The sequence below is a fragment of the Bradyrhizobium sp. Rc3b genome (assembly GCF_900114915.1).
Lineage (GTDB): Bacteria > Pseudomonadota > Alphaproteobacteria > Rhizobiales > Xanthobacteraceae > Bradyrhizobium.
In genome coordinates this window covers 276,761-297,228 of the sequence record NZ_FOUS01000009.1, presented here as the reverse complement: position 1 = coordinate 297,228, position 20,468 = coordinate 276,761, and the positions used below count along the sequence as shown (strand labels likewise).

The 20,468-nt window shown below is 64.3% G+C and carries 18 protein-coding genes and 2 tRNA genes; 11 read left to right on the top strand and 9 right to left on the bottom strand.

The annotated features are described in order from the left end of the window. The first annotated feature begins 247 nt into the window (after positions 1-247). The 6 genes from BM190_RS22795 (at position 248) to BM190_RS22770 (ending at position 5,715) form a co-directional block, all read left to right on the top strand. Entirely contained in the window at positions 248-1,666 is a 1,419-nt protein-coding gene (locus BM190_RS22795; protein WP_018322070.1) for a circularly permuted type 2 ATP-grasp protein, read from the top strand. A 4-nt stretch (positions 1,667-1,670) separates the two neighbouring features. Beyond that, complete coding sequence (locus BM190_RS22790) at positions 1,671-2,615, top strand: alpha-E domain-containing protein (protein WP_018322069.1); 945 nt, start codon at positions 1,671-1,673, stop codon at positions 2,613-2,615. Positions 2,616-2,734: 119 nt separating this feature from the next. Further along, positions 2,735-3,583, top strand: a complete 849-nt coding sequence (locus tag BM190_RS22785) for a transglutaminase family protein (protein WP_026202673.1) — start codon at positions 2,735-2,737, stop codon at positions 3,581-3,583. A 68-nt stretch (positions 3,584-3,651) separates the two neighbouring features. Beyond that, entirely contained in the window at positions 3,652-4,059 is a 408-nt protein-coding gene (locus BM190_RS22780) for a carboxymuconolactone decarboxylase family protein (protein ID WP_092259187.1), read from the top strand. Positions 4,060-4,173: 114 nt separating this feature from the next. Further along, entirely contained in the window at positions 4,174-4,932 is a 759-nt protein-coding gene (locus tag BM190_RS22775; protein ID WP_092259186.1) for a proteasome-type protease, read from the top strand. 24 nt (positions 4,933-4,956) lie between these two features. Further along, entirely contained in the window at positions 4,957-5,715 is a 759-nt protein-coding gene (locus BM190_RS22770) for an SDR family oxidoreductase (RefSeq protein WP_018322065.1), read from the top strand. Between the two features lie 209 nt (positions 5,716-5,924). Here the strand turns inward: BM190_RS22770 and BM190_RS22765 are convergent, their stop codons facing one another. Further along, complete coding sequence (locus tag BM190_RS22765) at positions 5,925-7,163, bottom strand: MFS transporter (RefSeq protein ID WP_092259363.1); 1,239 nt, start codon at positions 7,161-7,163, stop codon at positions 5,925-5,927. Between the two features lie 160 nt (positions 7,164-7,323). Between BM190_RS22765 and BM190_RS22760 the strand changes: the two genes are divergently transcribed. Beyond that, entirely contained in the window at positions 7,324-8,574 is a 1,251-nt protein-coding gene (locus BM190_RS22760; RefSeq protein ID WP_092259185.1) for a NupC/NupG family nucleoside CNT transporter, read from the top strand. Between the two features lie 107 nt (positions 8,575-8,681). Here the strand turns inward: BM190_RS22760 and BM190_RS22755 are convergent, their stop codons facing one another. Continuing rightward, positions 8,682-9,899 (bottom strand): rhomboid family intramembrane serine protease, encoded by a 1,218-nt coding sequence (locus BM190_RS22755; RefSeq protein ID WP_244550706.1) that lies wholly within the window; start codon positions 9,897-9,899, stop codon positions 8,682-8,684. Between the two features lie 322 nt (positions 9,900-10,221). After that, a complete protein-coding gene (locus BM190_RS22750) occupies positions 10,222-10,749 on the bottom strand; it encodes a cupin domain-containing protein (protein ID WP_092259183.1) in 528 nt (175 codons plus the stop codon). 219 nt (positions 10,750-10,968) lie between these two features. Here BM190_RS22750 and BM190_RS22745 point away from each other — a divergent pair, with 219 nt between their 5' ends. After that, a complete protein-coding gene (locus BM190_RS22745; protein ID WP_092259182.1) occupies positions 10,969-13,098 on the top strand; it encodes an O-linked N-acetylglucosamine transferase, SPINDLY family protein in 2,130 nt (709 codons plus the stop codon). A 197-nt stretch (positions 13,099-13,295) separates the two neighbouring features. Here BM190_RS22745 and BM190_RS22740 read toward each other — a convergent pair whose 3' ends face one another. After that, positions 13,296-13,583 carry an usg protein gene (locus tag BM190_RS22740; RefSeq protein ID WP_028141201.1) on the bottom strand — a complete coding sequence of 96 codons (288 nt, stop codon included), beginning with the start codon at positions 13,581-13,583 and terminating at the stop codon, positions 13,296-13,298. A gap of 379 nt (positions 13,584-13,962) precedes the next feature. On the opposite strand from BM190_RS22740, the gene BM190_RS22735 reads away from it, so the two are divergent. Together BM190_RS22735 and groL are read left to right on the top strand one after the other, a co-directional pair. Further along, positions 13,963-14,277, top strand: a complete 315-nt coding sequence (locus BM190_RS22735) for a co-chaperone GroES (RefSeq protein WP_018322058.1) — start codon at positions 13,963-13,965, stop codon at positions 14,275-14,277. A gap of 47 nt (positions 14,278-14,324) precedes the next feature. Then, the gene (groL, locus tag BM190_RS22730) at positions 14,325-15,965 is read left to right on the top strand and encodes a chaperonin GroEL (protein WP_092259181.1); all 1,641 of its coding nucleotides are present in this window, start codon (positions 14,325-14,327) and stop codon (positions 15,963-15,965) included. A gap of 196 nt (positions 15,966-16,161) precedes the next feature. Here groL and lepB read toward each other — a convergent pair whose 3' ends face one another. The 5 genes from lepB to BM190_RS22705 all read right to left on the bottom strand — a co-directional run bounded on the left by lepB (position 16,162) and on the right by BM190_RS22705 (position 19,741). Then, a complete protein-coding gene (gene lepB, locus BM190_RS22725) occupies positions 16,162-16,911 on the bottom strand; it encodes a signal peptidase I (protein WP_092259180.1) in 750 nt (249 codons plus the stop codon). Positions 16,912-17,071: 160 nt separating this feature from the next. Then, entirely contained in the window at positions 17,072-18,235 is a 1,164-nt protein-coding gene (locus BM190_RS22720; RefSeq protein ID WP_092259179.1) for a slipin family protein, read from the bottom strand. A 333-nt stretch (positions 18,236-18,568) separates the two neighbouring features. Continuing rightward, positions 18,569-18,634: transfer RNA gene (locus tag BM190_RS22715), tRNA-Lys, on the bottom strand. 7 nt (positions 18,635-18,641) lie between these two features. Further along, positions 18,642-18,713: transfer RNA gene (locus tag BM190_RS22710), tRNA-Leu, on the bottom strand. A 188-nt stretch (positions 18,714-18,901) separates the two neighbouring features. Then, positions 18,902-19,741: a LysR family transcriptional regulator gene (locus tag BM190_RS22705; protein WP_092259178.1), complete on the bottom strand. Its 840-nt coding sequence runs from the start codon at positions 19,739-19,741 to the stop codon at positions 18,902-18,904. Between the two features lie 130 nt (positions 19,742-19,871). On the opposite strand from BM190_RS22705, the gene BM190_RS22700 reads away from it, so the two are divergent. Continuing rightward, positions 19,872-20,465, top strand: a complete 594-nt coding sequence (locus BM190_RS22700; RefSeq protein ID WP_092259177.1) for a cysteine hydrolase family protein — start codon at positions 19,872-19,874, stop codon at positions 20,463-20,465. The last annotated feature ends 3 nt before the right edge of the window (positions 20,466-20,468 follow it).

Here is a 20,468-nt window from a genome sequence, read left to right as displayed (position 1 = left end):
TTTGCCGAGGTAACGCGTTGAAGTCACGCGGTTTTGCTGTCGAAATAAGCAGTCCTCAGCCATTTTTTCAGGCAAGCCGCCGGCCATCCCCGACAAATGCTGCCAGTCCATGCTTATCGCGCTGGCCCGGCCCTTGCTACCACATGAAAGTCATGCACTCTTGCCGCATGGTCAGGACGTTGCGGCTTCACCAGAGCCTGGCGACCTGTCCATTGGCGCAACGCCTTGCGGAGAACAGTCGGCATCTATGGCAGTCGCGTTTGATGAAATGAATATTCCCGGCGGGGACCTTCGCCCCGCCTATCAGGAGCTGGCGCGCTGGCTCAAGGAGACGCCTCCCGAGGCGCTTGAATATCGCCGCCAGGAGGCCGAGCTGCTGTTCCGCCGCATCGGCATCACCTTCGCGGTCTATGGCGAGGCCGAGTCCACCGAGCGCCTGATCCCCTTCGACGTGATCCCGCGGATCATGTCGGGCAAGGAATGGGCACTGCTGGAGAAGGGCCTGAAGCAGCGCGTGCGCGCGCTCAACATGTTTCTGCGCGACATCTATCACGGCCGCGACATCCTGCGCGCCGAGATCGTGCCCGACGATCTGATCTTCCAGAACCCGGTCTTCCGGCCCGAGATGAACGGCCAGCAGGTGCCGCACGACGTCTACGTGCACATCGCCGGCATCGACATCGTCCGGGTCGATGCCAACGACTTCATCGTGCTCGAGGACAATGCGCGCACGCCCTCCGGCGTGTCCTACATGCTGGAAAACCGCGAGATCATGATGCGGTTGTTTCCGGATCTGTTCGCCCGCCACAAGGTGGCGCCGGTCGAGCGCTATCCGGACGAGTTGCTCTCGGCGCTCCGCTCCGTCGCGCCGCTCAGCGCCTCGGGCGAGCCGACCGTCGCCCTGCTCACCCCCGGCGTCTACAACTCGGCCTATTACGAGCACTCCTTCCTCGCCGACAAGCTCGGCATCGAGCTGGTCGAGGGCCGCGATCTCATCGTCAAGAACAACGAAGTGTTCATGCGGACGACCGAAGGCGTGAAGCGGGTCGACGTAATCTATCGCCGCGTCGACGACGACTTCCTCGATCCGCTCACCTTCCGTCCCGATTCCGTGCTCGGCGTGCCCGGGCTGATGTCGGCCTATGCGGCCGGCAACATCACGCTCGCCAACGCCGTCGGCACCGGGATTGCCGACGACAAGGCGATCTACTCCTACATGCCGGATATCGTGAAATTCTATCTCGGCGAGGAGCCGATCCTGAAGAACGTGCCGACCTGGCGCTGCCGCGAGCCGAAGGACCTCGCCTATGTGCTGGACAATCTGAGCGAGCTCGTCGTCAAGGAAGTGCACGGCTCCGGCGGCTACGGCATGCTGATCGGGCCCGCCGCGACCAAGGCCACGATCGAAGCGTTCCGCGAGAAGCTCAAGCGCGAGCCCGAAGGCTTCATCGCCCAGCCGACGCTGGCGCTCTCGACCTGTCCGACTTGCACCGCAACCGGCCTCGCCCCGCGCCATGTCGATTTGCGGCCCTTCGTGCTCACCGGCAGCAAGAGCACCACCATCGTGCCGGGCGGCCTGACGCGCGTCGCGCTGAAGGAAGGCTCCCTGGTGGTGAATTCGAGCCAGGGCGGCGGCACCAAAGACACCTGGATCCTGGACGAGTAGTCAGATGCTGTCGCGTACCGCCGAAAACCTCTACTGGCTCGCCCGCTACGTCGAACGGGCCGAATATCTCGCGCGCACCATCGATGCGACGCTGCGCGTCACCGCGCTTCCCGCCGCCTATGTCGGCAAGACCAATGAATGGGACTCGGCGCTGCTCACCGCCGGCGTCGCCGCCAGCTTCTATCAGACCTACGAGGAAGCCAACGAGCACAACGTCGTCGATTACCTCTCGTTCTCCGTGGACAATCCATCCTCGATCAGGAACTGCATCGAGGCGGCGCGGCTGAACTCGCGCTCGGTCCGCACGGCGCTGACCAGCGAGATGTGGGACACCATCAACTCGGCCTGGATCGAGCTTCAGGCGGTGTGGAGCAAGGGCACCTCGACGCGCGAGGACCTCGCAAAATTCCTGCGCTTCGTCCAGGAGACCTCGCTGCGTTTCGACGGTTCGGCCTACCGGACCATGCTGCGCAACGACGCCTACTGGTTTTCGCGGATGGGCGTGCATCTGGAGCGCGCCGACAACACCGCGCGCATTCTCGACGTGAAGTATCACGTGCTGCTGCCCGAGGAGGAGCATGTCGGCGGCCCGCTCGATTTCTATCAGTGGAGCTCGATCCTGCGCTCGGTCTCGGCGCTGACCGCCTATCACTGGGTCTATCGCGAGACGCTGAAGCCGTGGCTCATCGCGGACCTGCTCATCCTCAACGACACGCTGCCGCGCTCGCTCGCCAGCTGCTACGGCAATCTCGTGCGCAACCTCGACCAGATCGGCGTCGCCTATGGCCGCCAGGGCCCGGCCCAGCGCCACGCCCGCGGCATCCGTAACCGGCTGGAACACAGCAATATGAACGACATCTTCCAGCATGGCGTGCATGAATTCATTCAGGAATTCATCACCGACAATTCCAGGCTGGGCGAAATCATCACGAAGCAGTATTTGATCTGATGAACGCCGTCATTCCGGGATGGTCCGAAGGACCAGACCCGGAATCTCGAGATTCTCAAGTGCGCAATACGCACTAGAGTTCGATGCTGACGCATCGCCCGGAATGGATCAAAACCACCATGCGCCTGCGAATCCTGCACACCACGACCTATCGCTACGAGCCGGCAGCCACCAGCGTAATCCAGATCCTGCGCATGACGCCCGGCAGCCATGACGGGCAATATGTGGCGGAATGGCAGATCGACGTCTCCACGGACACCAAGCTCGACACCCACGAGGACGCCTTCGGCAACGTCACCCATGTGCTGTCCTGCGGGCCTGTCGGCGACATCAAGATCACCGCCGAAGGCCTGATCGAGACCCACGACACCGGCGGCGTGCTGCGCGGGACCGACGAGCGCTTTCCGGCCGGCATGTTCTTGCGTGCCACCGACCTCACCTCCGTCAATCCGGCGATGATGGCGGTTGCGCGCCAATTGCGCAGCGAGGCCGAGAGCGACACGCTCGGCTTCCTGCATACGCTGATGACCGAGATCGCCGATCACATGACGTTCGACGAGGACCCGACCAACAGCGGCACCTCGGCGGCGGAGGCGTTCACGCTCAAGCGCGGGGTCTGCCAGGACTACGCGCACATCTTCATCGCCTGCGCCCGCGCCGGCGGCGTGCCGGCGCGCTTCGTCTCCGGCCACTTCCTGCGCGCGGACGGCACGGTGCATCAGGACGCCGGTCACGCCTGGGCGGAAGCCTTTGTGCCCGATCTCGGCTGGGTCGGATTCGATCCCGCCAACAGCATCTGCGCCACCGACGCCCATGTCCGCGTCGCGATCGGGCTCGACTATCTCGGCGCAGCCCCGGTGCGCGGCACCCGCTATGGCGGCGGCGCTGAGACGCTGGCCGTGGCCGTGAAGGTCGAGCAGGCCGGCCGCGGCGGGCCGTCGCAATCGCAATCCCAACGGCAGAGCTAGGCGCAGCCGTTCGAGCGCATCGGTCGTGCTACACTCGCGGGGATCGAAGCTGCCCCCCGCGAGGTACCATGGCCACCGTAAAACTGCTTTCGGACGATGAACTCTCCACCGAAGCGCGCGCCGTCTTCGACGATATCCGCAAGGTGCGAAAGTCGGACTTCGTCAACAATTTCTGGCGCGCGCTGGCGCATGATCCGAAGACGCTGCGGCGGACCTGGGAAAGCATCAAGGAGGTGATGGCTCCCGGCGCGCTCGATCCCAAGGTCAAGGAAATGCTTTATGTCGCGGTTTCGATCGCGCATGGCTGCAGCTACTGCATTCACTCCCACACCGCCGCCGCGCGGGCCAAGGGCATGACCGAGGCCGAATATGGCGAGCTGCTCGCCATCGTCGGCATGGCCGCGGAGACCAACCGGCTGGTCACGGCGCTCGGCGTGCCGGTCGACGAGGCGTTTCTCGTCGATGCCGCGGATTGAGCGGCAGAGCTGGCTGCCACGCCCCGGAATGACGACCTTCCCCCGGGAATCGGGGGTTGGACCGGCTCCCGAAATTCGCTAGTAATTCCGCGCAAACGCGTTCGGGGACTGGAAATGACCTATTGTTGCGGAATCCTGGTTCGGGACGGTCTGGTGATGATCGCCGACACCCGCACCAATGCCGGCCTCGACAACGTCTCGACCTTCCGCAAGCTGCACATCTTCTCAAAGCCCGGCGAGCGCATCATGGCGATCGCCAGCGCCGGCAACCTCGCCATCAGCCAGTCCGTGCTCTCCACGCTGACCGAAGGCCTGGAGGACCCCAACACGGGCGAGGTCGAGACGCTGATGAACGCGCCGACCATGTTCCAGGCCGCCCAGCGCATCGGCCGGGCGATCCGCGCGGTGCACGCGACCGAGGGCCCGGCGCTGAGATCCGAGGACGTCTCGTTCGACGTCTCCTTCCTGTTCGGCGGCCAGATCAAGGGCTCCCGAATGCGCCTGTTCATGATCTACACCGCCGGCAATTTCATCGAGTGCACGACCGATACCCCGTACTTGCAGATCGGTGAGCACAAATACGGCAAGCCCGTGCTCGACCGCGCCATGCATTACGACGTCGAGCTCTACGAGGCGCTGAAGACCGGCCTGATCTCGATGGATTCGACCATGCGTTCGAACCTCGGCGTCGGCCTGCCGATCGACGTGCTGGTGGTGCGCGCCGATGCCTGCGATGCAGATCTCAACCATCGCATCGAGGCCGGCGAGCCCTATTTCCACGATCTGCGCTCGCGTTGGTCGGCGGCGCTGCGCGCGGCGCACCAGAACATTCCACGGCCGCCCTACAAGAACGAAAAAGAACCTAAAACCTGACAGCATGAGAAAAGGCAGGAAACAATGAGTGAAGCAAACAAGATCGCAGTGGTGACGGGCGCCGGCACCGGTGTCGGGCGCGCCGCGTCGCTGGCATTGATGAACACCGGCTTCACCGTGGTGCTGGTGGGTCGCCGGCTCGACATGCTCGAGGAGACGGCGAAGCTCGGTCCCGCCGGGAAAAGCCTGTGCGTCACCGCCGACATGACCAAGCCGGATTCCATCGCCGCACTGTTCGACAAGGTGAAGGCCACCTATGGCCGGCTCGACGTGCTCTTCAACAATGCCGGCATGGGCGCTCCCGCGGTGAACTTCGAGGACCTCAGCCTCGAGCAGTGGCAGGCGGTGGTGAACACCAACCTCACCGGCCCGTTCCTGTGCACCCAGCACGCCTTCCGCATCATGAAGGACCAGACCCCGCGCGGCGGCCGCATCATCAACAACGGCTCGATCTCGGCGCATGCGCCGCGCCCATTCTCGGCGGCCTACACCTCGACCAAGCACGCCATCACCGGTCTGACCAAGGCCAGCAACCTCGACGGCCGCATGTACGACATCGCGGTCGGCCAGGTCGACATCGGCAATGCCGCCACCCCGATGACCGATCGCATGGTCAACGGCCCCGGCGTGCTGCAGCCGGACGGCACCACCAAGCACGAACCGCGCATGGATGCGAAAGCGGTCGGCGATGCCGTGGCCTACATGGCCGGCCTGCCGCTCGACGCCAACGTGCTGACCATGACCGTCATGGCGACCAAGATGCCGTTCGTCGGACGGGGCTGAACTCAAAACTGCGAAAACAACCCCATGCACAGTAGGCGTCAAGAGGCGCCTGCTGCTGCTTGGCTACGGGGGTGACGCGAGTTAAGTCCACGAGCTATCTCAACAATCGTCATTGCGAGCGCAGCGAAGCAATCCAGTATGCTTCCGAGGCAAGATTCTGGATTGCTTCGTCGCTTCGCTCCTCGCAATGACGTGGAGAGAGCGGAGGCCTACTCCAAGCTCTCCACCTGCCGCAGGCTGGGAAACAGCTTCATCCAGAGCAGCGCCACCGCAACCGTGGCAACGCCGCCGAGCACGGCGGCCGGCATGGCGCCGAGCAGCGCGGCGGCCACACCGCTTTCGAACTGGCCGAGCTGGTTCGAGGCGTTGATGAAGAGGAAGTTCACCGCGCCGACCCGGCCGCGCATCTCGTCGGGCGTGGACAGCTGCACCAGCGAGAAGCGGATCACGACGCTGATCGTGTCGGCGGCACCGAGCACGGCGAGCGCGAGCACCGACAGCCACATCCAGGAGGACAGCGCGAACACGATCGTGGCGAGGCCGAACACGATCACGGCCTGGAACATGCGCAGGCCCACGTGCCTGGAGATGGCGTGGCGCGCCAGCACCATGGTCATCAGGAGCGCGCCGACCGCCGGCGCGGCACGCAGCACGCCGAGCCCGACCGGCCCGGTCTGGAGGATGTCACGGGCATAGATCGGCAACAGCGCGGTGACGCCGCCGAACAGCACCGCGAACAGGTCGAGCGAAATGGTGCCGAGGATGGCCGGATTGCTGCGAATGAAGCGAACGCCGGCGAAGACGTTGTCCGAGTCCATCCCCTCCTTCGCGATCGCCTGCGGACGCGGCCGGATGAAGCCGGTCAGGATCATGCCGAAGATCCAGAACAGTACCATCACGGCGTAGGCGAGATGCGGGGAAACCGCATAGGCGAAGCCGCCGAGCGCCGGCCCGGTGATGGTCGCGACCTGCGCCGCGCCGCTGGAGACGGCGGTGGCGCGCTGAAGCGAGCCCTGCGGCGCGATCAGCGGCAGCAGCGCCGCCGTGGTCGGGCTCTCGAACGCGCCGGCAATGCCGAGCACGAAGGTCGCGATGAATATCTGGATCTCGCCGACCGCGCCGAGATAGGTGATGATTGCGAGATAGAGCGCGGTCGCCGCTTCAACGAGTTGGCAGAGCTGGACCACGCGCTTGCGCTCATAGCGGTCGGCGGCGTGGCCAGCGACGAACACCAGGAGCGCGGTAGGCAGGAACTGCACGAGGCCGACCATGCCGAGGTCGAAGGCCGAGCCGGTGAGATCGTAGATCTGCCAGCCGATCGCGACCGCCGCGATCTGGCTGGAAAAGCGCGACAGGCTGCGCGAGAGCAGGAAGAACAGGAACGCGCGATGGGCGAGAAGCGCGCGGGCGCTGACCGGCGGGTGTCCGGATATTGGCTGCTCTGGCATCGCCTTTTGGGTCACCCTCGGACCGCTCGCCCCCTCACTGTCGAAGGCCCCCGCGTGGCCGAGGCGGACCCGCTTGTCAACAGTGGGGCGCCTCTGGCGGTCCTCGGCATTGCCTTTGCAGCGCAGGCACGGCCATAATCATTGAGGGTTTGGGGACATCATGCTGCGCTTGCAATCGGCACTCGGCATTTTCGCATTGCTGTTGATCGCCTTCGCGTTGGCGGAGAATCGGCGCGCGGTGTCGCTGCGGCAGGTGGCGATCGGCCTCGTCGCCACCTTCGTCACGGCGATCGTGCTCCTGAAGCTGCCGGTCGTCGCGCACGCCTTCGGCGCCATTAATGACGCGGTCGGTGCGATCTCGGCCGCCTCGCGCGCCGGCTCCGCCTTCGTGTTCGGATATGTCGGCGGCGGCGCCCTGCCCTTCGACGTCAAGGTGCCTGGCGCCGATTTCATCCTGGCGTTCCAGGCGCTGCCGATCGTGCTGGTGATGAGCGTGCTGACGACGCTGCTATTCTACTGGCGCGTGCTGCCGCCGATCGTGCGCGGCATGGCCTGGCTGCTGGAGCGGACGCTCGGTGTCGGCGGTGCGGTGGGCCTTTCGACCGCCGCGAACATCTTTCTCGGCATGGTCGAGGCGCCGCTGTTCGTGCGGCCCTATCTGAAGCAGATGACCCGCAGCGAATTGTTCCTGGTGATGACCGGCGGCATGGCGGGCATCGCCGGCACGGTGCTGGTGCTCTATGCGACGCTGCTGGCGCCCCACATTCCTGACGCGGCCGCGCATTTCGTCATCGCCTCCGTGCTGGGCGCGCCGGCAGCGATCCTCGTCAGCCTGATCATGGTGCCTGAAACCTCCGACACGCGTACCGGCGGCACGCTCGAAGATCCGGAGATGGAGGTCTCCAGCACGATGGATGCGATCGTGAAAGGCACCAGCGCGGGGATCGAGCTGCTGATCAACATCGTCGCCATGCTGCTTGTGCTGGTCGCGCTGGTCTATCTCGTCAACGCTATGCTCGGCCTGCTGCCGAACGTTGGCGGCGCCGCGATCTCGTTACAGCGCCTGCTGGGCCTGGTTATGGCGCCGGTGTGCTGGCTGATGGGATTGCCATGGGATCAAGCGGTGACGGCCGGTAGCCTGATGGGCACTAAGACCGTGCTCAACGAATTGATCGCCTATGTCGACTTCTCGAAGCTTCCGGGTGATGCGCTCGACCCGCGCTCGCGCCTGATCATGCTGTACGCAATGTGCGGCTTCGCCAATTTCGCCAGCCTCGGCATCATGATCGGCGGCCTCGGCGTGATGGCGCCGGAGCGGCGCGAGGAGATCAACGCGCTGGGATTGAAGTCGATCGTATCGGGGACGCTGACGACTTGCTTGATGGGCGCGGTCGTGGGTGTGTTGTCTTGATGCCGTAGCCCGGATGAGCGCAGCGATATCCGGGATCAGCTTCGCCGCGGAGAGACTTTCCCGGATGCCGCTACGCTCTCATCCGGGCTACGAACCGGTCATTCCGGTCAACCGCACAATTTCGACTTCTGCAAGATGCGGCGCACCTCGGCCAGCTTGGCACGGCACGGCTCGGCCGCCATGGCTTTCGCCTCGCTTTCCCGTCCCTGCGCCCATAGCAACACCGCCATCAGGCCCTGTGCGCCGGAGCGCACCGGCCCACCCGCCACATCCGAAGCTGCGAGCGACATGGCGGTTCGCGCCTCCGTCTCCGCCGACCTCAGGTTGGCTTGTTCCAAGAAGAAGACCGCGCGGAACACGTGAGCCCGCGCGTCTTTCGGGTAGCGGGTGACGAGGTCGAAAGACCGGCTGACCATCTCGTCGGACTTCGTCGGCACTTCCGATGCGCGGATATAGTGCACGGCATCGGCCATGTAGGACGAATAATGCACGGCGGCGAAGCCGGCGCAGATCAGAGATCCGAGGGATGCTGCAAGCAACGTCATGCCGGCGCTCCGCGGCAGGCTGTCATAGGACCAGAAGGCGAGCCACGGCGTGATCGCAAGCGCGGCGCCGGCCACCGCGCCACCTGCATGGGCATAATAGTTGACATTGCCCGAGACGCCGAAGGCCAGCGGCAGCAGTGCGGGCACGCCGAAGAAGAGCGACGTCTTCAATCGCGATATGGTTTGATCGGCGTCCGCTTCGGGATCGAAGCTCGCGACGAACAGTGCGGCGATGAGCCCGGTAATGGCGCCGGACGCGCCGACGCCCACGGTGCCGGGGCCATTGCCCAGCAGAGAGCCGACCTCACCCGCCACTGCACTGGCGACGAAGATCAGCGCAAACCAGCCACGGCCGATCAGAGACTCCAGCCTGACGCCGACGATGAACAACCCAATGCAGTTGCTGATGAGGTGCCACCCGCTGCCATGCAGCAGCGGCGCAAGGCCAATCCTCCACCACTCTCCTCGTCCGACAACGAGATCGTAACCGGAGGCGCCCTGAGCGATCAGCGAGCGGACATCGAGGTCACCGTCCCGCGCAACGTCGATGGCGAGACTGCGTTGCAGAGCGAAGATCAGAAGCAGACCAAAAATCAGGCCAATGGTGAGGAAAGGGATATCGGCCAAAAGCTTGTTGTCGCCAAAAAGCGTCCCCTCACTAGGCAAGGCCTGAGCGGGGTCGCGCACGATCTCCCGAACGATCGGCGCGGCGACGGGTTGAAATGACGCTCTTGAGGGCGGGGCCGCAACGCCGCGTCGGCCAAAAGTGTTGGTCGCCATGAAAGCACTCCCGCGTTTTCACAGCTTTGAGTTGACGGGAGAGGTATTTTCGACTGGTTAGCGCCCGCCCTGCGGAACAGCTGAAACCATCCGGCTGGTAAGTGCCCGGTTTCGCAGATCTGGTGCTTTTTAGCGATCGTGACGGGAACGCTGACGACGTGTTTGATGGGCGGTGGTGGGGGCTGGAGTAGCGATGGTCCTGTAGCCCGGATGGAGCGCAGCGCAATCCGGGAAGGTCTGCGTCGTCGCATGCGGCCCCGGATTACGCTCCGCTCCATCCGGGCTACGAACCGTCATCGCAATGATAAGGAGAGAGATTGGCCTACGCCTTCAACTCCACCGTCTTGAATTCCGCCGGCAGGATTACCTCCAGCAGTTCGACGTCATCCGAATAATCCAGGATCATGTGCTTGATCTTCGGCGGCTGGGTCCAGGCGCTGCCTTCCTTCATCAAGGTCTCGCCTTGCCCGTCCATATAGGTCTTCACCCAGCCCTTGAGCACGTAGACCATCTGGAAGTCGACGTCGTGAAAATGCAGCTTCGACACCTCGGCCGGATCGCAAGGACCTTGCAGCCGGATCACGTGCGCTTGCGCGAGGCCGTGGCTTGCGTCGGCGATGCCGAGGTCGCGGTATTTCGCGTAAGCGCGCAGGCCATCGGCCTTGAAGTCTTCCTCGCGGTGATGGCTGATCGCGATGCGCTGCCTGGGCCGCGCGGGCTTCTTCGGCGCGGCGGTGCGGGCCTTCGCCTTCACCGACTTGCGTGCCGAAGATCGCGCCGCCGCTTTGGCGCCGCTCCGCTTCTTCACTGCGGTCTTGTTTGCGGGTCTTGATGCCTTTTGCTTGGCCATTGTCAGCCTCCCTGATCTGAGCCGCGCCCGCCGGACGGGTACAACCCGAGCACAGATTATCCAGTCTTGGATGAGGCGGCAATTGCCGGGCGCGAGGCTGGCGGCTCGATGACACGATCGGTCGTAGCTTGTCCCAAGCTGTCATGGCGAACGGCCGTCGTCTCGTATTCGCTCTCCCGCTGAATTAATCTCGAAGAGAGATTCTGGGGGATTGAAGCCATGGGCAACAGCGTAGGTCAGCGTGCATTTCAAAATGCCCGACTGCAGAAACGGCAAAAAGCCGAAGTGCTGCCGTTGCTCGGGCATGCGCTCCAGCTACACAAGATGGGGCTTCTCGCCGAGGCCCAGGCCGCCTATCGGCAACTCCTGCAGCTCGCGCCCAACCAATTCATGGCGCTGCACATGCTCGGCGCTTTGGAGTCTGATGCCAAGAACTTTCAGCAAGCCGAAATCCTGCTGAGCCGAGCGGTCGCCGTGGATCCGCAATCTGCCGATGCACATATGAGGCTGGGCGTCGCGTTCAACGGGCTGCGGCGTCACGACGAGGCCTGCGCGAGCTATCGAAAGTCCCTCGCCTTGCGGCCCAACCACGCCGCAACCCTCTCCAATCTCGGTAACGCGAGCGTGGCCCTCGATCTTCACGAGGAGGCGCTCCATAGCTACGACAAGGCGATCGCACTCAACGCAAGCCTTGCCGAAGCCCACAACGGCCGGGGTTGGGCGCTGTGCCGTCAGCGCAATTATGACGAGGCCATCGCAAGCTTGAACCGCGCGCTGTCGATCAAGCCCGACTATGCCGCGGCGCTGGCGAACCGTGCCACGGCTTTACGGGAACTTCAGCGATTTGACGAAGCCCTGGCAGACGGCAATCAGGCAATTGCGCTGGCACCCGACGACGCGAATGGGTGGCTCGCGCGGGCCAGTGTCCTGCTCCAGATCCAGCAAATTGCCCACGCATCCCACGACTGCCAGCAGGCGCTCGCGATCGATCCCGATTCCGTTCAAGCTCACCTGGTGCTGGGTCTTTGCCTCGCCGGACTTGGCCGGGTCAATGAGGCCCTCGCCAGTTTCGACAGAGCCCTCGACATCCAGCCCGACCTGCAGAGCGCGATCTCCAACAAGATATTCACGCTCGATTTTGCGGGGGACGCCACCGTTGAACGGCATCAGCAGGCGCGTCAGGTGTGGTGGGAGCGTGTCGGCGCGAAAATCGCTTCAGGCGCGGGGAGCCCGCATGACAACAGCCGCGATCCGGACCGCCGTCTGGTGCTCGGCTATGTCTCGTCGGATTTCAACGCGCATTCGGCTGCGTTGATTTTCAAGCCGGTGCTCCAACACCATGACCGGGCACAGTTCGAGGTCGTGTGCTACGCCTGTTCGTCGAAAGTGGATGCGACGACCGGCGAATTTCAGGGGATCGCTGATTGCTGGCGCGACGCCTCGCAATGGACCGAAGATCGCCTCGCCGCCGAGATCCGCGCCGACGGCGTCGACATCCTGATCGATCTGTCCGGCCACACCAGAGGCAACCGCCTCGGCGTGTTCGCGCGCAAGCCTGCACCGATCCAGGTGCACGGCTGGGGTCACGGCACCGGCACCGGGCTGCCGACGATCGATTATCTGTTCTCGGACCCGGTCGCGATTCCTTTCGAGGTTCGGCATCTGTTTGCGGAGACCGTCGTCGACCTGCCGTGCTTCGTGACGCTGGCCTCGCTGCCGACCGAGATTCCGCGGGCACCAACGCCGGCGATCTCGAACGGCTTCGTCACCTTCGGCGTCTTCAACCGCATCAGCAAGATTTCGGACGAGGCAGCGCAGGTCTGGTCCAGGATTCTCGAGCGGGTGCCGGGGTCGCGACTGCTGATCAAGGATGTTGCGCTGGATGACCAGCTGGTCCGCGAAAATTTGCTGGCGCGGTTCGAGGCTTGCGGATTGCCGGCCGAACGCGTCGATCTGCTCGGCGCCACCTTGCGAAGCGAACATCTGGCATCGTTCAATCGCGTCGATATCTGCCTCGACCCGTTCCCGCAGAATGGCGGCGTCAGCACATGGGAAGCCTTGCAGATGGGCGTGCCGGTGGTGGCGAAGCTCGGCAACAGCCTGCCCAGCCGTGCTGCCGGCTCCATCCTCACCGCACTTGGCTTGCCGGACTGGGTCACGGACAGCCATGAGACGTATATCGAAATCGCAACGAGCCGAGGTTCGCAAATTGGCGAGCTCGACAGGTTGCGCCGCGAGCTGCCCGACAAGATCCGGGCCGCAGCCGCCAGCAACCCCGTCTCATACGGGCGAGCGGTAGACGAGGCCTATCGCGCGATGTGGAGACGCTATTGCAGCGAGGGCGCCTGATCGCCCCTCAGGTGATCACGGGAATAGCGCGTTCGCCCGGCGCAGCTGCAACGGAGATATCGTAGGGTAGGCAAAGCGACTTGTCCGCCGTAGCTCGAAGAGCGAAGGCGGAAGCATGCCCACCTTCCGTGCGCGATCATGGATGGTGGGCACGGCGCTTAAGCGCCTTTGCCCACCCTACGAGACCGATGTTCGCCTCAATGCAGCCGGAACACGCCATCCACGGCGCGCAGCTCCGCCGGCTTGATCAGCTTGGAGTGCGCGACGGTGACCGAATGGAGGGGACCGTCGAGCTTTTCCTGCCAGAAGGCCAGGAAATCCTTCAGCGCCGGGAATTTCGGAAACATGTCGTAGTTCTGCCAGACGTAGGTCTGGAGCAGCGAGGGATGATCCGGCATCCGGTAGAGGATTTGCGCCGTCGTCAGCCCGTAACCTAGAAGCTGTTTCCGGAAGTCCTCGGAAACGCCCCCACTCCGTACGCCCATGCCAACCTCCTTTGCAGGAGCGCATTCAAGGGGCGGCCTGGTCGGTGTGCGCCTGACGAGCCACCCGGTACTGATGCGCTCACATGAGAGAAATGTGACGCAAACTGACAACCCATCTCAAGCCCAAAAGTTTAACAAGCTGTTGAAATTCAATGCGTTAGCAGCAGAGGCGGCACCGTGCTAATACGGGCCCGGCCTCGGTTAACGATGGAAAAGAGATTCTGGCAGTCCGCGCTTCCGGGTGCTGATTTTTCTGCTAGAAGCCCTTGCTCCCACAAAATTCCTGTCCTATTTCAGCTTCGCTCGTGCTAGCACTCGCGGGCATCGACTGCTAACATCCCTTGAAACATCAATCTGAGCAAATGCTTAGGAGGACTGCATGAAATTCCGTCCGCTTCACGACCGCGTCGTGGTCAAGCGCATCGACGCAGAAGAGAAGACCGCTGGCGGCATCATCATTCCCGACACGGCCAAGGAAAAGCCCTCGCAGGGCGAAGTCGTCGCCGTCGGCCCCGGTGGCCGCGACGAAGCCGGCAAGCTGATCCCGATCGACCTGAAGGTCGGCGACCGCGTGCTGTTCGGCAAGTGGTCCGGCACTGAAGTCAAGATCGACAGCCAAGACCTGCTGATCATGAAGGAAAGCGACATCATGGGCGTTCTCGACGTCCCCGCTTCCAAGAAGAAGGCGGCCTAAGAGCCTCTCTTTCCCTCCAGTCAAACATTATCCAAGGAAAATTCCAGATGGCAGCCAAAGAAGTCAAATTCTCGGTTGAAGCGCGCGACAAGATGCTGCGCGGCGTCGACGTTCTCGCCAACGCGGTGAAGGTCACGCTCGGCCCGAAGGGCCGCAACGTCGTGCTCGACAAGTCGTTCGGCGCTCCCCGCATCACCAAGGACGGCGTCACCGTCGCCAAGGAGATCGAGCTCGAGGACAAGTTCGAGAACATGGGCGCGCAGATGGTGCGCGAAGTCGCCTCCAAGTCCGCTGACGCGGCCGGCGACGGCACCACCACCGCCACCGTGCTGGCCCAGGCGATCGTGAAGGAAGGCGCCAAGTCGGTTGCCGCCGGCATGAACCCGATGGACCTGAAGCGCGGTATCGACCTCGCGGTCGAAGCCGTGGTTGCGGACCTCCAGAAGAACTCCAAGAAGGTCACCTCGAACGACGAGATCGCCCAGGTCGGCACCATCTCGGCGAACGGCGACCAGGAGATCGGCAAGTTTCTCTCCGACGCCATGAAGAAGGTCGGCAACGAGGGTGTCATCACCGTCGAGGAAGCCAAGTCGCTCGAGACCGAGCTCGACGTCGTCGAGGGTATGCAGTTCGACCGCGGCTACATCTCGCCCTACTTCGTCACCAACGCCGACAAGATGCGCGTTGAGATGGACGACGCCTACATCCTCATCAACGAGAAGAAGCTCTCCTCGCTGAACGAGCTGCTGCCGCTGCTCGAGGCCGTGGTGCAGACCGGCAAGCCGCTGGTCATCGTCGCCGAGGACGTCGAAGGCGAAGCGCTCGCGACCCTGGTCGTGAACCGCCTGCGCGGCGGCCTGAAGGTCGCGGCCGTCAAGGCTCCGGGCTTCGGCGATCGCCGCAAGGCCATGCTGCAGGACATCGCGATCCTGACCGGCGGCCAGGCGATCTCGGAAGATCTCGGCATCAAGCTCGAGAACGTCACGCTCAACATGCTCGGTCGCGCCAAGAAGGTGATGATCGACAAGGAGAACACCACGATCGTCAACGGCGCCGGCAAGAAGGCCGACATCGAGGCGCGCGTGGCCCAGATCAAGGCGCAGATCGAGGAGACCACCTCGGACTACGACCGTGAGAAGCTCCAAGAGCGTCTCGCCAAGCTCGCGGGCGGCGTCGCGGTGATCCGCGTCGGCGGCGCGACCGAGGTCGAGGTGAAGGAGCGCAAGGATCGCGTTGATGACGCGATGCATGCGACCCGCGCGGCTGTGGAAGAAGGCATCGTCCCGGGCGGCGGCGTCGCCCTGCTCCGTGCCTCCGAGCAGCTCAAGGGCCTGCGCACCAAGAACGACGACCAGAAGACCGGCGTCGAGATCGTGCGCAAGGCGCTGTCGGCTCCCGCCCGCCAGATCGCGATCAACGCCGGTGAAGACGGCTCGGTGATCGTCGGCAAGATCCTGGAGAACAAGGCCTACAATTACGGCTTCGACTCCCAGACCGGCGAATATGCCGACCTCGTCAAGAAGGGCATCATCGACCCGACCAAGGTGGTCCGTACCGCGATCCAGAACGCTGCCTCGGTGGCCGCGCTCCTGATCACCACGGAAGCCATGGTCGCCGAGCTGCCCAAGAAGGGCGGCGCCGGCCCCGCGATGCCCCCGGGCGGCGGCATGGGCGGCATGGACTTCTAAAGTCCAACCACCTCTTAAGAACTACGAAACCCCGGCAGCGATGCCGGGGTTTTTGTTTGGGACGACGTTCTCGCGGAACGGCGGCTCGTAGCCGGATGGAGCGAAGCGCAATCCCGGACATCTCGTGCGACGCAGGCAGCCTTCCCGGATTACGCTTGTGCTCCATCCGGGCTACGAACCTCCGTCATTCCGAGCCTCACTCCACCTTCCCCAACCGCTCCATGCGCGGCTCGCCATCTTCGTCGAGCGACCAGAAGATCCGCGTCAACTTGCCGACGAGATTGTCCATCGGCACGAAACCGAACGCCGACATCATGCGGCTGTCGGTGGAATTGTCGCGGTTGTCGCCGAGCACGAAGAAATGGCCCGGCGGCACCGTGAAGACGTTGGTGTTGTCGAGGAATGCGTTGTCGAGGCAGTCGTTGGTGACATAGGACGCGCCGCTCGGCAGCGTCTCGCGCCAACGCTTGACCCTGACGCCGCCATCCCCACCGCAGGCGTTGTCGGCGAGCCCGTCCTCGAGCGCGACGCGCGTCACTGGCCGGTCGTTGAGGATGAGCTGGCCCTGCCGCATCTGGATGCGGTCGCCGGGCAGCCCGACCACGCGTTTGACGTAGTCGGCCGAGGTATCCTTCGGCGTACGAAACACGACGATGTCGCCGTATTCCGGGTCGGCGGCGAAGACGCGGCCCGAGATCCAGGATGGCGCGAAGGGAAAGGAGTAGCGGCCGTAGCCATAGGCATATTTCGCGGCGAAGACGTAGTCACCGACCATCAACGTCGGCGCCATCGAATTGGAGGGGATGCTGAACGGCTGATAGAGGACGAAGCGAAACAGGATCAGCGGGGACCACAGCACCGGGACCAGCAGGATCAGGATGATGATCACCTTCCACTCCCGCGATCGCGCCGTCGGCGGCCGGATGGTGTCCTGAAGAATCGTCATGCGCCTGCCCTGATCAAACCCATAGTCATCGCGAGATTACGCAACCTTCGCGCGCGTGCAATCCCACTTCCGTGATTTTGGTCGCACAGACGCGACTCCGCGTTCATTGCAAGCGACGACGACGGATATATGAAAGGCCGCCCGTGGGCGGCCCTTCGTTTCATGCACTCTCAGGCGCCTTGAGGCGCACGAGCCGGGTCAGGAGAGCATCGAGGCCCTCGCCGTTGCCGGCGTGGAGATCGATGCGGCCGACCTTCTCGACCAGCCGCTCCAGCGACTCCAGCTCCTTGAGCCGCAGCAGCAGGGGGTTCTCCTCCATCAGGCGGGCGGTGTTCAGAAGCGAACGCGTCGCCGCGGTCTCCTCCTGGCGGCGGATCAGGTTCGCCTTGGCGACCCGCTCCGCCTCCACCACCTTGTTCACCAGCTCCCGGATCTCGCCGGGCAGGATCACATCCTTGACGCCGAGCTCGGTGACCTCCACGCCAGAGTCCGCGACGCGTGCGCGCACATAGTCGCGCAGCTCCGCATCCAGTGCCGCCTTCGCGGACAGCACCTCGTCCAGCGTCCGGCCCGCGACCGCTTCGCGGATCGCGAACTGCACCAGGCGGTACAGCCACGCATCCACGTCGGGCACGGTCGCAACCGTCCGCTCGGGATCGACCACCTTACGGAACGCCGTCAGCGTCACCCGCAGCGCGATGCGGTCCTTGGTCAGCATCTCCTGCGCGGTGATCTCGACCGCCTGGGGCCGCAGGTCGAGGCGCTTCACCTCGATCTTGCGGCCGACGGTCCAGAAGGCGTGCCGGCCGGGCACGAGCCGCTCCACGAGCCGGCCCTCGACGTAGAGCAGGCCCGCCTCGTGGTTCTCGACCACCGTCTCCGACGTGACGGCCGAGCGGTTACGCTCGATCATGGCCAGATGGCGCGCGCCAACCCTGACATCGCTGGACACATCGATGCGCTCGACATCGACGCTCGTTGCGACCTTCCAGTAGACGCGCACCTGCCAGGGCGTCATTAGATGCACGGGCCGGCCGTCGAGGCTGACGATGGCGATCTCGTCCGCCTTGGTCTCGACCGCCTCGAACAGCTCGGCGGCCAGATCAGGCCGTGCGGCCTTCAGCACCGCGTAGCGATCCGCAGAGAATTCGCTGCGGACCACATCGAGCACCTCGGCCTTGAGCTCGTGCAGGGGATCGAACAGACGGTGCCTGCCGGGCGCGAGCACGCGCACGAGCTGCCCGTTGCGCGTCAGCAACGCCCGCTCGCCATCCTTGACCGTCACATTCAGCATCAGCAAATGCCAGCCCTTGTTCGAAGTCATGGCACGCCTCCATCGTTTTGCGTCCGGCCGGATGCCGGACAACAGGTTTCGTTTGCAAAGGATTTGAGGACGCGGACGACGCTTCCTGAGAGATCGACGGGCCGAGGCTTGAGCTCGCATGACGACGGGCGCACGCGCGCGATCGCGCGACGGATGTCGCGCGGCCGAGCGGAGCCACCCGGCATCAACGCAAGCGGTATCTACCCGCGGCGCAAAGCCGGTCTCACAGTGTCTAGGTTCGGACGGAAAGCCTTGCGGCAAAACGGCCGGACTGCGACTGAAGCGCGCGTCCGGTCCTCGTCAGAGGTGTCAGTTTTTCAGGCTGACCCGTAGCGCTGGAGCGGGATTCGAACCCGCGTCACGATGATTAAACGTCATCTGCTCTACCACTGAGCTATCCTTTGGTTGGTACAAGAAATCGGAATCGAACCGATGCCTCCGGATTTTACTCCGGCGCTCTCCATGAGCTACATCCTGCGTCTTCATTCGGCGGAACACGAGACCGGAGACCGGATCGCGCCAGCCGGGATCTCAGAGAGCCCGGACACATGGCCTAGCGAAGGAGCGGGCTAATAGACGAGGCACGTTCGGGTTGCAAGGGGGCAGTTCAGGATTTTTCGTCGCACCATGCGCACTGTGACGCGATGATCACAGCGCGTCGTGACGTCAGGGGCGCGCGATGTCCTGGAAACACGCCCTCACCCAGTCGATCGTCACGCGTGTCGCCGGATCGCGCTTGAGGTGGTTCTGCACCAGCAGCCAGACGTCGCGCCGCCTCGGCAGCAGCGTCGCGCGCAGGCTGCGGTCGGCGAGCAGGCCTTCGCAGCTGTGTTCGGGCAACACGCCGACGGCCTGATGCGACTGGATCATGGTCCTGATGATGCGGACGTTGTCGGTGATGCAGCGAACGTTCGTCAGCCGCTTCGCGCGCAAGAACTGCTGTTCGGGAATGGTGTCGAGCTCATCGGGATAGATGCAGGCGACCGGCTCCCCGCCGGCGCGGTCGGCGGGCTCGAAGAAATACAGCCTGACATCGCCCAGCTTGGAGATGGTGAAGTCGCCCTTCTCCGGCTTGCGCAGGCGAATGGCGAGGTCGGCCTGCCAGCGCGAGAATTTGACGTTGCCGCTGGACGTCAGGAATTGCAGGGTCAGGCCGGGATGATCGCGCAGGAAGCTGCTCGCGTGCGGCGCCAACAACTCTTCGGCGACCGCGTTGGTCGAGGCGATGCGCAGACGGCCGACCGGGCCGGGCTGGCTCTCCTTGATGCGATCGATCGCCGCGACGTGGGCGGCCATCGCGCCGACATGATCGAGCACCGCCTCGCAATGGCGCGTCGGACGGCGCTGGCCGTCCACGGCATCGAACAGCAGCACCCCGAGATCGCGCTGAATGCGTGCGAGCCGGCGGCCGACGGTGGTCTCGTCGATGCGCAGCCGCGCGCTGGCGCCGGCATAGGTGCCCTCGTCCCTCACCGCGGCAATGATGCGCAGATCGTCCCAGTTCATCCGGGCGAGCCTAGCAGGCGATGCCGTATCCTGCAAATCTGCAGCCGTAAGCTGCAATAGTCCTGCACAATGGCAGGCCCATGCTGCGCTAATGTGACGCCATCCGATCTCCCTGGAAGGCCTGACCAGCATGACCGCTCCCAAGACCCTGCTCGAACTCGCCGGCGCCGATCTCGATCCGCCGAAGCTCAACGAGGCCTGCCTCGTGCTGATCGACATCCAGAATGAATATTGCGCCGGCCCGTTGGCCCTTCCCGATGCACAGCCGGCGATCGCCGCGGCGGCGCGCCTGCTGGCGCGGGCACGGGAGAGCGGCGCTGCGATCATCCATGTCGCGCACAAGGGCCGCGCCGGCGGCCTGTTCGACCGCGAGGCGGCGCGCGGCGCGATCGTCGATCGCCTGACGCCGCAAGCAGGCGAGCCCGTGATCGAGAAAGCGCTGCCGAACTCATTCGCCGGCACCGATCTGCAAGCCCGGCTTGCCGCGAGCGGATGCAAGAACATCGTGCTGGCCGGCTTCATGACCCACATGTGCATCTCCTCGACCGCCCGCGCCGCGCTCGATCTCGGCCTGCGAACGACGATCGCGGCCGATGCCTGCGCCACTCGCGACCTGCCGGACGGCCGCGGCGGCACACTGGACGCCCGGACGATTCACGAGGTCGCGCTGGCCGAACTCTCGGACCGCTTCGCGATCATCGCGCGCAGCGATGCGCTGATTTGACGG

Coding starts and splice junctions, on each gene's coding strand:
- BM190_RS22795 (WP_018322070.1), top strand. CDS start 248: ATGGCAGTCGCGTTTGATGAAATGAATATTCCCGGCGGGGACCTTCGC.
- BM190_RS22790 (WP_018322069.1), top strand. CDS start 1,671: ATGCTGTCGCGTACCGCCGAAAACCTCTACTGGCTCGCCCGCTACGTC.
- BM190_RS22785 (WP_026202673.1), top strand. CDS start 2,735: ATGCGCCTGCGAATCCTGCACACCACGACCTATCGCTACGAGCCGGCA.
- BM190_RS22780 (WP_092259187.1), top strand. CDS start 3,652: ATGGCCACCGTAAAACTGCTTTCGGACGATGAACTCTCCACCGAAGCG.
- BM190_RS22775 (WP_092259186.1), top strand. CDS start 4,174: ATGACCTATTGTTGCGGAATCCTGGTTCGGGACGGTCTGGTGATGATC.
- BM190_RS22770 (WP_018322065.1), top strand. CDS start 4,957: ATGAGTGAAGCAAACAAGATCGCAGTGGTGACGGGCGCCGGCACCGGT.
- BM190_RS22765 (WP_092259363.1), bottom strand. CDS start 7,163: ATGCCAGAGCAGCCAATATCCGGACACCCGCCGGTCAGCGCCCGCGCG.
- BM190_RS22760 (WP_092259185.1), top strand. CDS start 7,324: ATGCTGCGCTTGCAATCGGCACTCGGCATTTTCGCATTGCTGTTGATC.
- BM190_RS22755 (WP_244550706.1), bottom strand. CDS start 9,899: ATGGCGACCAACACTTTTGGCCGACGCGGCGTTGCGGCCCCGCCCTCA.
- BM190_RS22750 (WP_092259183.1), bottom strand. CDS start 10,749: ATGGCCAAGCAAAAGGCATCAAGACCCGCAAACAAGACCGCAGTGAAG.
- BM190_RS22745 (WP_092259182.1), top strand. CDS start 10,969: ATGGGCAACAGCGTAGGTCAGCGTGCATTTCAAAATGCCCGACTGCAG.
- BM190_RS22740 (WP_028141201.1), bottom strand. CDS start 13,583: ATGGGCGTACGGAGTGGGGGCGTTTCCGAGGACTTCCGGAAACAGCTT.
- BM190_RS22735 (WP_018322058.1), top strand. CDS start 13,963: ATGAAATTCCGTCCGCTTCACGACCGCGTCGTGGTCAAGCGCATCGAC.
- groL (WP_092259181.1), top strand. CDS start 14,325: ATGGCAGCCAAAGAAGTCAAATTCTCGGTTGAAGCGCGCGACAAGATG.
- lepB (WP_092259180.1), bottom strand. CDS start 16,911: ATGACGATTCTTCAGGACACCATCCGGCCGCCGACGGCGCGATCGCGG.
- BM190_RS22720 (WP_092259179.1), bottom strand. CDS start 18,235: ATGACTTCGAACAAGGGCTGGCATTTGCTGATGCTGAATGTGACGGTC.
- BM190_RS22705 (WP_092259178.1), bottom strand. CDS start 19,741: ATGAACTGGGACGATCTGCGCATCATTGCCGCGGTGAGGGACGAGGGC.
- BM190_RS22700 (WP_092259177.1), top strand. CDS start 19,872: ATGACCGCTCCCAAGACCCTGCTCGAACTCGCCGGCGCCGATCTCGAT.